Genomic DNA, 13,667 nt, shown 5'->3' with positions numbered 1-13,667 from the left:
ACGAGGCCCGTGGCACGGCGTTCGCGGCCCGCCTCACCCTTCGAGACGCCCCCAAAGGGGGCTCCTCAGGGTGAGGCTACGGATACGGAGTGACTTAAGTCAGCCTCAATTCACCTTGAAGCCGTGCCTGGCGAACACGCTCTTGGCCTGATTGCCGCGCACGTAGTCCAGGAAGGCGCGGGCGGCGGCGGTCTCGCGGCCGGCGACCAGGGCGAAGGGGTAGGTGATGGAATCGTGCATGGAAGCGGGGAACACCCCGACCACCTTGACCTTCTTCGACACCGCCGCGTCGGTGGCGTAGACCACGCCCAGCGGCACCTCGCCGCGCTCGACGAAGGCCAGCGCCGAGCGCACCGAATCGGTGGCGGCCAGCTTGCCCTGGACCTTGCCCCACTGGCCGGCCCGCTCCATGGCCTGGCGGAAATAAAGGCCGGCCGGCACGCTGTCGGGATTGCCGGTGGCGATGCGCCCCGAGCCGGCCAGGGCGGCGATGTCGGTGGCCGGGGTCAGGTCCTGCCGGGCCATCGGGCTGTCGGCGGGGGCGGCCAGCACCAGGGTGTTGCCCAGCAGGTTGAAGCGGGTGCCGGGATTGATCAGCGCCTTGCCGGCCAGGTAGTCCATCCACTTGAGATCGGCCGAGGCGAACACCTGGGCCGGCGCCCCCTGCTCGATCTGGCGGGCCAGAGCCGACGAGGCCGCGTAGGACGGCCGCAGCCGATGGCCGGTGGCGGCGGCGAAGCCCTGGCCGACCTCGTCCAGCGCGGTGGTGAGCGACGCGGCGGCGAACACCGTCACCTCGTCGGCGCGGGCAGGACCAAAGACCAGAACGGCGACGACGGCAAGGATGCGCAGGATGGCCATGGCTTCGTCCTCGGCTGTGCAGTCTTCCCGGCGGGTTCCGCGGCGGGGCGCCCGCCGGGCACTCAGCCTCCCCCGGGACGACGACGATGGACCGCCGAGCCTGGGTGATGCCTGCAGCTCATTCTTAAGGCAAGCGTAATATAAAATCCACCGGCTGCCTCGTCCTTTTGGGATTCCTCTAATCCAACCCACCCGGCGTTGAAGGGCTGACGCTCCGATTGTCGCCTAATGAATGGTTGCGGGGTGTGCGCAACATATTACGCTTTTCATCCGGCGATGGTATTGCTATGGTCCAGTCATGGTTATGACTAACGCTTGGGGGCGGGAATAACTTAATGAATAGTTTACAGTCGCTGACGGGGGTTGAGCGACACCTTGGCGCCGATGCCATCGTCGTCAGCAAGACCGACCTCAAGGGCCGCATCACCTACGCCAACCAGACGTTCCTGGACATTGCCGGGTACGTCGAGGAAGAGGTGCTGGGCAAGCCCCACAGCATCCTGCGCCACCCCGACATGCCGCGCAGCGTCTTCAAGCTGCTGTGGGATTCCATCGCGGCGGGGCAGGAATTGTTCGCCTATGTGGTGAACCGGGCCAAGAACGGCGATCATTACTGGGTGTTCGCCCACGTCACCCCGACCTTCGACGATGCCGGGACGGTGAAGGGGTTTCATTCCAGCCGCCGCGCCCCCCGCCCCGAGGCGGTGGCCGTCATCCGGACGGTCTACCGCGACATGCGGGAGGAGGAGGCGCGCCACGCCAATGCCAAGGACGCCATGGCGGCTTCGCTGGAACTGCTGATCAACAAGTACATCGGACATGGACGGACCTATGAAGACCTGGTCTTCTCTCTTTAGCTCGTTCGCCGCCATCGTGGCGGCCTGCGGCCTGGCCCTGGTCCTCGCCGTTCGCGGCCTGGCCGCCGGGGACATCCTCACCGCCGTGCTGGCCGTTGCTGTGACCGCCATGGCCCTCGTCGCCGCGCTGTTCAACCGCAAGGGCGCGGCCAACGTGCTCAGGGTCACCCAGGCGCTGGAGACCACCGCCGGCGGCGACCTCGACAGCCGTCTCATCCATGTCGCCGACGGCGGCGAGGTGCAGCGCCTGATGCGCTCCTTCAACGCCGCGGTGGACAAGGTCGAGGCCTTCATGCGCGAGGTCCGGGGGGCGCTGGACGCCGCCTCGCACAGCCGCTTCAAGCGCACCATCCGGCCCGAGGGCATGACCGGCGACTACCGCGGCTACGTCGATGCCATCAACGTCGCCTGCGCCCGCATGGAGGAAGGCGAGAAAAGCGTCGGTGCCATGATCGAGCGCATCGACCAGCAGGTCGCCGACACCATCCAGAGCGTCTCCAACCTGACCGCCGATCTGGTCGATAGCGCCGGCACCATGTCGGGGGTGACCACCTCGGTCAGCAGCGACACCAAGGCCGCATCCATCTCCGCCAGCGACGCCTACGTCTCGGCCCAGACGGTGGCGGCGGCGGCCGAGGAGCTGCACGCCTCCATCGCCGAGATTTCCAGCCAGGTCGGCCGCTCCTCCGGGGCGGCCCAGGACGCCGCCTCGCGCATGGGCCAGACCCGCGAGGTGGTCGACCGCCTCGGCGCCGCCGCCGACGAGATCGGCCGGGTGGTCGAGCTGATCGGCACCATCGCCGCCCAGACCAACCTGCTGGCGCTCAACGCCACCATCGAGGCGGCCCGCGCCGGCGACGCCGGCAAGGGCTTCGCCGTGGTCGCCAACGAGGTCAAGAACCTGGCCAACCAGACCGCCAAGGCGACCGAGGAGATCACCGTCCGCGTCGGCACCATCCAGAAGGTGACCCGCGACACCGTCTCCATCATCGACCAGGTCTCGGGCAGCATCCAGGGCATGGAGCAGGTGGCCGCCGGCATCTCGGCCGCGGTCGAGGAACAGACCGCCGCCACCAGCGAGATCGCCCGCACCGTCGCCGTCACCGCCGGCCAGGCCGAGGAAGTCAAGGCGCGCATGGGTTCGGTCGAGGAAAGCGTGCACAGCGCCGACAAGGCCGCCCACGCCGTCAACGAATGCGCCGTTCGCATGGACGAATCCCTGTCCAGCATGCGCAAGCTGCTGGTCAAGGCGGTGCGCACCTCGTCGGATTTCGCCAACCGCCGCAAGGGCCGCCGCCGCGCCGTCATGATCGAGGTCGATCTCGCCACCGATAGCGCCAGCGACAGGATGCCCGCCTACGACCTGTCCGAGGACGGCGCCATGGTGGTGTGTTCGCCCAAGATCCCATGCAAGCCCGGCACCCGCATGAGCTTCGTGGTGGCCGCCGAGAACATCCGCGCCCAGGCCGAGGTCACCGCCTGCACCGAGGGCTTCTATCACCTCCATTTCGTCGATGCCCACCTGCCGGCCGCGGTGGTCGATCGGGTTTCCTCCAGCTCGGTCACCAAGCTGATGGACATCGCCAAGACCGACCATCGCGCCTTCGTGCAGAAGATCGCCGAGGCGGTGAACGGCGCCACCACCTTGCTGCCGTCGGATTTGTCGACCCACCACACCTGCCGCCTGGGCCGCTGGTACGACAACGTCACCGACGACCGCATGATGGCCCTGCCGACCTTCAAGGAGCTGCTGGAGCATCACCGCCCGGTTCACAATACCGGCCGCGACGTGCTGATCGCCCTGAACGCCGGCCGCGCCGACGAGGCCGCCGAGCTGATGGCCGAGTTGGAGACGCTGTCGGCGCGGGTGATGGCGACCCTGGACCGCCTCGGCGCCGAATTCGCCGCCGGCGCGGCAAAGGCGGCCTGAGTCCCGGAACCACGCGCTCTCCGCCGCTGTTGCCGTTGCAACGGCAGCGGAGGGTGTCATGCGAATTCCCCGAGTGGTGTTCAAGACCCGCGTGCGCAACGAGGCGCTGGGCGGGTCAAATCCCTACGAGTGGCGGGACCTGTCCACCGACGAGGTGTTCGGCGGCCGCAAGGTGGTGATGTTCGCCCTTCCCGGCGCCTTCACCCCCACCTGCTCGAGCAACCACCTGCCCCGCTACGAGGCCGAGTACGACCAGTTCCGCGCGCTGGGCGTGGACGAGGTGGCGTGCCTGGCGGTCAACGACGCCTTCGTGATGAACCGCTGGGCCCGCGACCAGGGGGTGGAGAAGGTGCTGATGCTGCCCGACGGCAACGGCGAGTTCACCCGCAAGATGGGCATGCTGGTGGACAAGTCGAACCTGGGCTTCGGCATGCGCAGCTGGCGCTATTCGCTGTATGCCGAGGATTGCGAGGTCAAGGTGCTGCTGGCCGAGCCCGGCTACGAGGACAACTGCCCCAGGGACCCCTTCGAGGTGTCGGATTCCGACACCATGCTGGACTGGCTGCGGCAGAACCGCCCGGCGCCAACCCCCTCGGCGGCTTGACCGCGCGGGCGGCGGCGGTCACACTTCGTCCATGTTCGCCAAGTTCCTGCTGACCGTCGCGGTCGTGGCCCTCATCTGGTTCGGCTTCAAGTTCGCCCAGCGCATCGCCGCCGACCGGCGCCGCAGCGAGGACCGCAAGGCCCGTGCGGTGCCGCCGCCGCCCCGCTTCGAGCCCGCCACCGGCGCCGACGTCCAGGAGCTGGTGCGCTGTCCGGTGTGCAATGTCTATCGATCGGGGCGCCAGGCTTCCTGCGGCCGCTCCGACTGCCCATATTGATCGCCATGAAACGGGTTCTCCTGGTCGCCCTGGTGCTTGCCGGGTGCGCGCTGCCGCCGCCCGACCAGCCCGCCCATTATCAGCGCATGGGCCGCTTCCTCGGCCTGGTGGCCAATTGCGGCTGCTCGGATATCGGCCGCGACCGCATGCTGGCCGAGTATCCGCGCGCCCTGGGCGGCCGCTACACGCCCGACGAGGTCAAGGCCATGCGCGGCTATGTGGACCTGGGCGCCCACGAGAAATATGAGAACCAGTTCCTGATCTGCGCCGAGGTCTGCTCGCAGACCTGCATGGTCAACGCGGTGGCCGAACCCCTGGGCGGCCGGGTCACCCCCGGCGTTCCGGCCTGCCTGGTGTCGGAACGCGACCTCCACCTGACCTTCGGGGAGACGGGCGGCGACAATTGGCCGTGAGTAGTGTAGAAAAATAATGCTTATCGCCCACAGATGAACGCAGATGAAATGACTTTCCTTATCTGTGTCTATCTGTGTTCATCTGTGGGCAATGATTTCCGTGTTCCCGTCGAGACGCCGTCAACGGCTACGCATTCCCCCACCAGTAGACCCAGACGAACAGGAAGATCCACACCACGTCGACGAAGTGCCAGTACCAGGCGGCGGCCTCGAAGCCGACGTGCTGGGACGGGGTGAAGCCGCCCTTCAGGGCGCGGCCCAGGCAGACCGCCAGGAAGCAGGCGCCGACCAGGACGTGGAAGCCGTGGAAGCCGGTGGCCATGTAGAACACGGTGGGATAGACGCCCTCGGTGAAGCCGAACGCCGCCTCGCCGTATTCGACCGCCTGCAGGGTCAGAAACACCACCCCCAGCACCAGCGCCACCGCCAGGCCGGCCTTCAGCACCGTGCGGTTGCCCTTTTTCAGGCCGTGATGGGCCCAGGTCACCGCCAGTCCCGACGACAGCAGGATCAGGGTGTTGACGAACGGCAGGCCCCAGGTGTGCAAGGGCTCGATGCCTTGCGGCGGCCATTGCATCACCGACGGGTTGACCTTCAGGGCGGCGTTGAAGAAGGCCCAGAAGAAGGCGACGAAGAACATCACCTCCGAGGCGATGAACAGCGCCATGCCGACCCGCAGGCCGTGGCGTACCGGGCCGGTGTGGGCGCCGCCCGAGCGGCCCTCGCGCAGCACCTCGGCCCACCACCCCGCCATGGTCACCAGGACCAGCGCCACCCCGGCCATCAGCACCCAGGGCTGGGCGCGGTCGTGGAACCAGGTGACGGCGCCGAAGGCGGTGACGAAGGCGGCCAGCGCCCCCACCGCCGGCCATGGGCTGGGGGTGACCATGTGGAAGGGATGGGGCGCGCCGGCACTGGACTCGCTGCTCATGACGGGGCCTGCCTGAAAAAGGTGTAGGAAAGGGTGATGGTGGTGGCCTGGGCGGCGAAGGCATCGTCGGCCATGGCCGGATCGACGAAGAAGGTGACCGGCATGTCCACGCTCTGGCCCGGCTCGAGCCGCTGCTCGGTGAAGCAGAAGCAGGCGATCTTGTTGAAGTAACGGCCGGCCCGGTCGGGGGTGACGTTGAAGGTGGCGGTGCCCACCACCGGCTCGGACGAGGTGTTGGTGGCGCGGAAGAAGGCCAGCGCCTGCTCGCCCAGATGCACCCGCATCTGGCGCTGCCCGGGCTCGAACCGCCACGGCAGGTCCTTGGCCACCGAGGCGTCGAAGCGGATTGTCACCACCGCGGCCGCCGCGCCTGCCTCCTCCGCGCCGGGCGCCGCCGTGGCGGTGCGGGTGGCGCCGCCCAGGCCGGTGGCCCGGCAGACCATGTCGTAAAGCGGCACGCTGGCCGCCACCAGCCCCAACATGGCCGCCACCGCCGCCACCGACGCCGCCACCGTGGCCCGGGGGGTCATGGCGCTACTCCGCCGCCTGGTGGAAGCGGGGCTGGACCTCGAAGGTGTGGGCGGGCGGCGGCGAGGCCAGCGTCCATTCCAGGGTGGTCGCCCCGATGCCCCACGGATTGGGCGCGGCGCGGCGGCCGGCGACCAGGGTCCATACCGCCAGGCCGACGAACAGCAGCGCCCCGGCGAAGCCGACATAGGCGCCGATGGAGCTGACGAAGTTCCAGCCGTGGAAGGCGTCGGGGTAATCGGGGATGCGTCGCGGCATGCCGGCCACCCCCAGGAAATGCTGCGGGAAGAAGGTCAGGTTGACGCCGACGAAGGTCACCCAGAAATGGATCCTGCCCAGCGTCTCGGGGTACTGGCGGCCGCTCATCTTGCCGATCCAGTAGTAGAAGCCGGCGAACATGCCGTACACCGCGCCCAGGCTCAGCACGTAGTGGAAGTGGGCGACCACGTAGTAGGTGTCGTGCAGCGCCACGTCCACCGCCGAATTGGCCAGCACCACCCCGGTCACGCCGCCGATGGTGAACAGGAAGATGAAGCCGGTGGCCCACAGCATGGGCGTCTTGAACTCGATGGCGCCGCCCCACATGGTGGCGATCCAGCTGAACACCTTGATGCCGGTGGGCACGGCGATGACCATGGTGGCGGCGGTGAAATAGGCGCGGGTGTTGACGTCCATGCCGACGGTGAACATGTGGTGCGCCCACACCACGAAGCCGATCACCGCGATGGAGACCATGGCGTAGGCCATGCCCAGATAGCCGAACACCGCCTTCTTCGAGAAGGTCGAGACCACCTGGCTGATGATGCCGAAGGCCGGCAGGATCATGATGTAGACCTCGGGGTGGCCGAAGAACCAGAACAGGTGCTGGTACAGCACCGGATCGCCGCCATTGGCCGGATTGAAGAAGCCGGTGCCGAAATTGCGATCGGTCAGCACCATGGTCAGCGCCCCGGCCAGTACCGGCACCGCCAGCAGCAGCAGCACGGCGGTGATCAGGATCGACCACACGAACAGCGGCATGCGGTGGAAGCCCATGCCGGGGGCGCGCATGTTGACGATGGTGGTGATGAAGTTGATGGCGCCCAGGATCGACGAGATACCGGCCAGGTGCAGGGCCAGGATGGCGTAGTCCACCGAGGCGTCGGGATGGCCGCTCACCGACAGCGGCGGATAGAGGGTCCAGCCGGTGCCCGCCCCGGCCCCCGACAGCGCCGACAGCAGCAGCAGCACGAAGGCCGGCGGCAGCAGCCAGAACGAGATGTTGTTCATGCGCGGAAAGGCCATGTCGGGGGCGCCGATCATCAGCGGCACGAACCAGTTGCCGAAGCCGCCGATCAGCCCCGGCATGACCACGAAGAACACCATGATGACGCCGTGGGCGGTCAGCACCACGTTGTAGAACTGGAAGTCGCCGTCCAGATACTGGATGCCCGGGTCCTGCAGCTCCATGCGCATGTAGACGCTCATGGCGCCGCCGATCAGCCCGGTGATCACCGCGAACACCAGGTACATGGTCCCGATGTCCTTGTGGTTGGTGGAATAGAGCCAGCGGCGCAGGCCGGTGGGCTCGGGGTGGTGGTGGATGGCGACGGCGCTGGCTTCGGGCATCGCGAGGTTCCTATTGTTCGGCCGAGGCGAAGCGGACCCTGGCATCGGCCAGCCAGGCGTCGAATTCGGGCTGCGGCACGGCGCGGACCATGATCGGCATGAAGCCGTGGTTGACGCCGCACAGCTCGGAGCACTGCCCGTAATAGATCCCGGGCTCGTCGATGCGCACCCAGGTCTCGTTCAGGCGCCCGGGCACCGCGTCGGACTTGATGCCGAAGGCAGGCACCGCCCACGAATGGATGACGTCGTCGGCGGTCAGCTGGATGCGGATGGTGGCGCCGACCGGCAGCACCACCGGATTGTCGGTCTCCAGCAGGCGGCGCTGCGGCGGCTTGATGTCCTCGTCGGGGACCATCAGCGCGTCGAACTTCAGCGCGTGGTCGGGGTACTCGTAGCTCCAGTACCACTGGTGCCCGATCACCTTCAGCGTCATGTCGGCTTCGCCGGTGCGGTCCATGAAATAGAGCAGGCGCAGCGACGGGAAGGCGAACATCAGCAGGATCAGCGCGGGAATGGCGGTCCAGGCGATCTCCAGCCGGGCATTGTGGGTCCAGTTGGCCGGCACCGGATTGCGTCGGGCGTTGAAGCGCCAGGCGCAATAGGCGACCAGGACGGTGACCAGGACCACGATGCCGACCACCATGCCGTTGAGGATGGTCGATAGGGTGGTGATCTCGGCCATGGTCGGGGTCACCCCCTTCTGGAAGCCGATGGCCCAGGGCAGGGGAGCGTCGGCCCGGGCGGCGAGGGGCGCCAGGGTGACGGCAATTGCGGCCGGGACGAAGGGCGGGCGCGGCATTCGCGAACCTCCTCCCCGCCCGGGCACAGGCCTGACACAGGAACTTGGCGGGGTGGTTCATGTTTGGGGGGCAGCCCCGCCGCCGCCAATCCCCCCTGTGCGAAAGAGTCGGTGGCCCCTTACCACCGGAACCGGTACTTGGCCCCGGCGGCGAAGCCCGGCGCGGCCGAGGCATCGTGGCCGGGCTCGAGCATCAGCATGCCGCCCAGGGTGAGGTCCTGGCGCTCGCCGGTGGTCACCGACCAGGTCAGTTCCAGATCGGTCTCGGCGCCGGTGGGGGTGAGGTCCAGGGTTTCCTCGCGGTAGACGATGGTCCCGTCCATGGTCCGCCCCGTCGGCACCGCCAGGGTGGCGCTGCCCGCGTTCACCCGCAGCGGCCGCGACAGGGTGAAGGCGACGCGGTCGCCGTCGGCCATCACCTCGCGGGTGGCGGTGCCCACCGCGAAGCTCTGGCTGTAGAGGTCGCCGCCGCCCCGCAGCAGGCCGCCGTCCAGCGCCGCGCCATCGGTGCGGCCCATGCCCCAGCGGCCGAACAGCTCGGAGCGCGGACCCAGCGGCAGCGCCCCGAACAGGTCGACGAAATCGGTGGCGGCGGGGCGCTCGAAGCCGAAGGCGCCGGCCCCGGCCGAGGAGAGCGGGCCGTCGCCCTCGCTCAGGCGGCCGCCCTGGAGGCCGGCCACGGCGCCGCCCTCGAAGCGGCGGCTGGCCTCGGCCATGGCGAGGCGACGCTCGGGGGCGGGCAGGGCGGACTCGCCGCCGCCCTCCTGGCTGAAGCCGGCCGCCACCCGGATGCCGTTGCCGATGTCCTGGCCGGCCGCCAGCGCGCTGCCGTCGCCGCCCATGGCGGTGAACGGCGAGGCCGTCACCCCCGCCACCATGCCGCCGCCGTCATGCCCGGACGCGGCCAGCCCGGTCAGGCGGTCGAGGCCGAAGCCGCGCGCCGCCCCCAGCTCGGTGGCGCCGATGCGGGTGGACAGGGCGAAGCGCGGCGCCGCCGCCTCCTCGCCGGGGGCGAGGCGCAGGTGGTCGGGCTCGGGCGGCGCCGCCAGGGTCAGGGCGGTGGCGGCGTCCAGGCGGGTGGTGGTGACGCCGCCCGAGGGCGCCAGCCAGCCGGCCAGGCGGTCTTCGGCCGGCGCCGCGCGGATTCTGGCCGACAGGTCGGCGGCGAAGGGGCGGCCGTAGGCATCCAGCACCATGGCGCGGTCAAGGCCGGTGCCGCGCGACAGCGCGTCGCCGAAGGCGCCGCCCAGGCTGAGCGCGGTGGCGGCGGGCGCGGCGCCACCGTCCGCCACGGTGGTTCCGGTGGGAACGCTGGTGCCGCCCACCGGCTGCAATGCCTGGTCCACGTCCAGCAGGCCGCGGCCATAGACCGCGTCGGTGCCGGGATCGCCCAGGTCGCGGGCCGATTGCAGCAGGATGTCGGCCACCTCGGCGCCGGTCAGGAACGGCGAGGCGCCCCATACCACCGCCGCGGCCCCGGCGACGTGGGGGGCGGCGAACGAGGTGCCGCTGACCACCTGGGTGCCGCCGCCATTGGCCGTGGTCACCACGTTGACGCCCGGCGCCACCAGGAAGCGGTCCTTGGCGGTGCCGGCGCGGTTGGAGAACGAGGCGATGGTGTTGGTCGCATCCACCGCCCCCACCGCCAGCCCGAGGCCGCCGGCATCGACGCCGGCCAGCCAGGCGGCCGGGTTGATGGGGTTGGCGCCGCCGGTGTTGCCGGCGGCGGCGACCACCACGCGGCCATCGCCGGTGGCCCGCGCCAGGGCGGCCTGGAAGTCGGCGCCGATGCTGTCGCCGCCCAGGCTGAAATTCATCACCTTGGCCCCCTGCAGGCGGGCGTAGTCGGTGGCGTTGGCGAGGTCGGAATAGGCGAACGAGCATTTCGGGCTGCAGGTGTATTCCGAGCGCACCGCCAGCAGCGTGGCATCGGGGGCGACACCGACCGCGTCGTAGCCGTCGGCGCGGGCACCGACGATGCCGGCGACGCTGGTGCCGTGGCCGCCCTGGTCGTCGACGTTGGCGGCCAGGCCCGAGACGATGTCGGTGCTGGCGGCGGCGATGGCGCCGGCGAAGTCCTTGTGCTGGACGTCGATGCCGGTGTCGATGACCGCCACCGTCACCCCGGTCCCGGTCTGGCCCGCCGCGTGGGCGGCATCCGCCCCCACCGCGCCCAGGCCGTAATTGCGCCCCAACTCGGCATTGAAATCGGCGGGACCGGTCCGCACCCCCGACGAGCCGCTGCCGATGCGGTCGATCACGCCGCCGCCGCCCAGCCCGCCGCCGCCACCCCCGCCGCCGCAATTGGACAGAGCCCCAGCCACCGCCAGGGCGCAGACCGACGTCCACACCGCCCGCATTCCCGCCTCCATTCCATTCCGGAAATCCCCCGCCATTGGGGGAAGCCGGAGCATGGGGCGGCGCCCTTAAGCAGGCATGAAGCGGATGCGCTTTCGCGAATAGGGGGTAGGGACCCCTTGAAATCCAGGGGCGGAATAATATATGAGTATGGACTAATGTACCTTTCGGCCCCCTCCTGACGGGATTGGTTGATGCTCAACATGCTGTTCGGCAACCTGTTCGCTCCCCAGCCGCAGAACGTGCGCATGGTCTCGCCCGCCGAGATCAAGCAGTGGCACAAGGCCGGCGAGGCGGTCCTGATCGACGTCCGCGAGGCGGGCGAGTTCGCCGCCGAGCGTATTCCCGGCGCCATCAACCTGCCGCTGTCGACCTTCGACCCGGCCAAGGTTCCGGTGGTGCCGGAAGGCAAGAAGCTGGTCATCCACTGCCGCTCCGGCGCCCGCTGCGGCATGGCGGCGGCGCGGCTGGCGGCCAGCGGCTTCAGCGGCGACATCCATCGCATGGAAGGCGGCATCATGGGCTGGAGGTTCGTCGGCGGCCCCACCGCCTGACCGCTTCCAGTCTTCGCCAAGCATAGCGGCATCCCCGGCCAAAGGGCCGGCGGGTGCCGTTCGTATGTGCCGTTTGGCTATTGTCAACGACCGCAGCGGCTGGTAGTTTCCCCTAATATAACCGTAAAAAAGTTCCCCAGGGAGGACGACGACATGAGGGGTATCCCCACTACGCTCGCAATTTGTCTTGCCGCCGGGCTCGCCATGGCCCCGCAGGCGGCGTCCGCCGCCGACCGCGTCGCCGTGATGGCCGATGCCTGCGCCGGTTGCCACGGCACCGACGGCCACAGTGTCGGCGCCATGCCGGCCTTCTCGACCAAGTCGTTGGACGAGCTGAAGAAGTTCCTGCGCGAGTACAAGTCTGGCGCGCGTGAGGCGACCGTGATGGATCGCATCGCCAAGGGCTACAGCGATGCCGATCTCGACGCCATCGCCGTCTACTACGCCAGCCGCAAGAAGTGAGGGGGGACCGACCCATGACCAACATTTCCCGTAGGACCTTCAATGGTCTGCTCGGCGCCGCCGGCGCCGTGACCATGGCCGGCTCCCTGTCCGCCTGCACCAGCGGCCCCAAGGTCGTGGTGGTCGGCGGCGGCTTCGGCGGCGCCACCGCCGCCAAGTACGTCAAGCGCTACGACCCCAGCTTCGACGTCACCCTGATCGATGCCGACAAGTCCCACTTCACCTGCCCCTTCTCCAACGCCGTCATCGGCGGCCTGAAGGACATGTCCTACATCGAGCGCAAGTTCGATGCCCTGGTGAACAAGCACGGCGTCAAGGTCTTCAACGACATGGTCGTCGCCGTCGATCCGGTGGCCAAGGTGGTCAAGACCAAGAGCGGCCAGACCTTCGCGTATGACCGCCTGATCCTGTCGCCCGGCATCGACTTCAAGTGGAACGCCATCGCCGGCTATGACGAGGCCGCCTCGCAGATCATGCCGCACGCCTGGAAGGCCGGTCCGCAGACCGCCCTGCTGAAGAAGCAGCTGGAGGCCATGCCGGCCGGCGGCCTGGTGGTCATCTCGGCCCCCGGCAATCCGTTCCGCTGCCCGCCCGGCCCGTACGAGCGCGCCAGCCTGATCGCCGGCTACCTGAAGAAGAACAAGCCGAAGTCGAAGCTGCTGATCCTGGATTCCAAGGACGCCTTCGCCAAGGACAAGCTGTTCAAGGAAGGCTGGGAGAAGCTCTACGACGACATCATCGAGTGGGTCCCCGCCGCCAAGAACGGCAAGGTGGCCAAGGTCGATGCCAAGGCCGGCGTGGTCGAGACCGACTTCGAGAAGTTCAAGCCCAACGTCGCCAACATCATCCCGCCGCAGATGGCCGGGACGATCGCCCAGACCGCCGGCCTGACCGACAAGTCCGGCTTCTGCCCGGTCGATCCGAACACCTTCGAATCGACCATCCACAAGGGCATCCACGTCATCGGCGACGCCTGCATCGCCGGCGAGATGCCGAAGTCCGGCTATTCCGCCTCGTCCCAGGCCAAGGTGGCGGCCGCCGCGGCCATCGCCCTGATCAAGGGCGAGAAGCCGCTGCAGTTCTCGGCCATCAACACCTGCTACTCGCTGCTGGCGGCCGATTACGGCATCTCGGTGGCGGCGGTGTTCGCGGTGACCGATGGCAAGATCGCCGGCGTCAAGGGTGCCGGCGGCGTCAGCCCGATGGGCGCCAACTACCAGTTCCGCAAGAAGGAAGCCGACTACGCGGATGGCTGGTACCAGAGCGTCTGCCAGGACACCTGGGCCTAAATAAATCTTCAATAAAAAGCGCGGCGTCCCGCCTCCCGAAAGGGGGGCGGGCGTTCGTTTGTCTTGGCTTTCCTTTCCTTCCGTTTCGCATATGGTAGTGGGGCAAAGGCAAAATCCGTACTTGCGGCTGAAGGCGGAAATTTGCATATTAGAGAATGCAAACCGAAGGTGGGGCTTACCCGCCCGGAGGCTCTCG

General features: G+C 68.6%; 14 protein-coding genes. 8 read left to right on the top strand and 6 right to left on the bottom strand.

The genetic code is table 11. From position 1 onward, the window contains the following. Window positions 1-105: 105 nt before the first annotated feature. Window positions 106-861, bottom strand: coding sequence for a molybdate ABC transporter substrate-binding protein (gene modA, locus MTBUT4_RS02305; protein ID WP_173978046.1), 756 nt, complete (start codon window positions 859-861; stop codon window positions 106-108). Window positions 862-1,196: 335 nt separating this feature from the next. Here modA and MTBUT4_RS02300 point away from each other — a divergent pair, with 335 nt between their 5' ends. From MTBUT4_RS02300 to MTBUT4_RS02280, 5 genes are read left to right on the top strand one after another with little or no spacing between them, the layout of a single operon-like run. Next, window positions 1,197-1,718 carry a PAS domain-containing protein gene (locus tag MTBUT4_RS02300; protein WP_173978045.1) on the top strand — a complete coding sequence of 174 codons (522 nt, stop codon included), beginning with the start codon at window positions 1,197-1,199 and terminating at the stop codon, window positions 1,716-1,718. Continuing rightward, the gene (locus tag MTBUT4_RS02295) at window positions 1,693-3,648 is read left to right on the top strand and encodes a methyl-accepting chemotaxis protein (protein ID WP_173978044.1); all 1,956 of its coding nucleotides are present in this window, start codon (window positions 1,693-1,695) and stop codon (window positions 3,646-3,648) included. The genes MTBUT4_RS02300 and MTBUT4_RS02295 overlap by 26 nt, the downstream gene beginning before the upstream one ends. Before the next feature lie 58 nt (window positions 3,649-3,706). Then, window positions 3,707-4,252 carry a peroxiredoxin gene (locus MTBUT4_RS02290; protein WP_173978043.1) on the top strand — a complete coding sequence of 182 codons (546 nt, stop codon included), beginning with the start codon at window positions 3,707-3,709 and terminating at the stop codon, window positions 4,250-4,252. Window positions 4,253-4,283: 31 nt separating this feature from the next. After that, complete coding sequence (locus tag MTBUT4_RS02285) at window positions 4,284-4,529, top strand: hypothetical protein (RefSeq protein ID WP_173978042.1); 246 nt, start codon at window positions 4,284-4,286, stop codon at window positions 4,527-4,529. Window positions 4,530-4,534: 5 nt separating this feature from the next. Next, window positions 4,535-4,942 (top strand): hypothetical protein, encoded by a 408-nt coding sequence (locus MTBUT4_RS02280; RefSeq protein WP_173978041.1) that lies wholly within the window; start codon window positions 4,535-4,537, stop codon window positions 4,940-4,942. 127 nt (window positions 4,943-5,069) lie between these two features. Here the strand turns inward: MTBUT4_RS02280 and MTBUT4_RS02275 are convergent, their stop codons facing one another. The 5 genes from MTBUT4_RS02275 to MTBUT4_RS02255 form a co-directional block, all read right to left on the bottom strand. Next, window positions 5,070-5,873, bottom strand: coding sequence for a cytochrome c oxidase subunit 3 (locus MTBUT4_RS02275; protein ID WP_173978040.1), 804 nt, complete (start codon window positions 5,871-5,873; stop codon window positions 5,070-5,072). Further along, window positions 5,870-6,403 (bottom strand): cytochrome c oxidase assembly protein, encoded by a 534-nt coding sequence (locus MTBUT4_RS02270; RefSeq protein WP_173978039.1) that lies wholly within the window; start codon window positions 6,401-6,403, stop codon window positions 5,870-5,872. Before MTBUT4_RS02270 ends, MTBUT4_RS02275 begins: the two co-directional genes overlap by 4 nt. A 4-nt stretch (window positions 6,404-6,407) precedes the next feature. After that, on the bottom strand, window positions 6,408-8,009 hold the full coding sequence (gene ctaD / locus MTBUT4_RS02265) for a cytochrome c oxidase subunit I (RefSeq protein ID WP_173978038.1): 1,602 nt from the start codon (window positions 8,007-8,009) through the stop codon (window positions 6,408-6,410). Between the two features lie 10 nt (window positions 8,010-8,019). Further along, window positions 8,020-8,808 carry a cytochrome c oxidase subunit II gene (coxB, locus tag MTBUT4_RS02260; protein WP_173978037.1) on the bottom strand — a complete coding sequence of 263 codons (789 nt, stop codon included), beginning with the start codon at window positions 8,806-8,808 and terminating at the stop codon, window positions 8,020-8,022. A gap of 119 nt (window positions 8,809-8,927) precedes the next feature. Beyond that, window positions 8,928-11,168 (bottom strand): S8 family peptidase, encoded by a 2,241-nt coding sequence (locus MTBUT4_RS02255; protein WP_173978036.1) that lies wholly within the window; start codon window positions 11,166-11,168, stop codon window positions 8,928-8,930. 192 nt (window positions 11,169-11,360) lie between these two features. Between MTBUT4_RS02255 and MTBUT4_RS02250 the strand changes: the two genes are divergently transcribed. The 3 genes from MTBUT4_RS02250 (at window position 11,361) to MTBUT4_RS02240 (ending at window position 13,471) form a co-directional block, all read left to right on the top strand. Then, window positions 11,361-11,720 (top strand): rhodanese-like domain-containing protein, encoded by a 360-nt coding sequence (locus MTBUT4_RS02250; RefSeq protein ID WP_173978035.1) that lies wholly within the window; start codon window positions 11,361-11,363, stop codon window positions 11,718-11,720. A 204-nt stretch (window positions 11,721-11,924) separates the two neighbouring features. Continuing rightward, entirely contained in the window at window positions 11,925-12,182 is a 258-nt protein-coding gene (locus MTBUT4_RS02245; RefSeq protein ID WP_173978034.1) for a c-type cytochrome, read from the top strand. A gap of 14 nt (window positions 12,183-12,196) precedes the next feature. Beyond that, window positions 12,197-13,471 (top strand): NAD(P)/FAD-dependent oxidoreductase, encoded by a 1,275-nt coding sequence (locus tag MTBUT4_RS02240; RefSeq protein WP_173978033.1) that lies wholly within the window; start codon window positions 12,197-12,199, stop codon window positions 13,469-13,471. Window positions 13,472-13,667: the final 196 nt, after the last annotated feature.

The sequence above is a fragment of the Magnetospirillum sp. UT-4 genome, from assembly GCF_902729435.1.
In the GTDB taxonomy this organism is placed as follows: Bacteria; Pseudomonadota; Alphaproteobacteria; order Rhodospirillales; family Magnetospirillaceae; genus Magnetospirillum.
The sequence above is the reverse complement of the archived record's forward strand: the minus strand, read 5'-3'. Positions and strand labels throughout refer to the sequence as shown.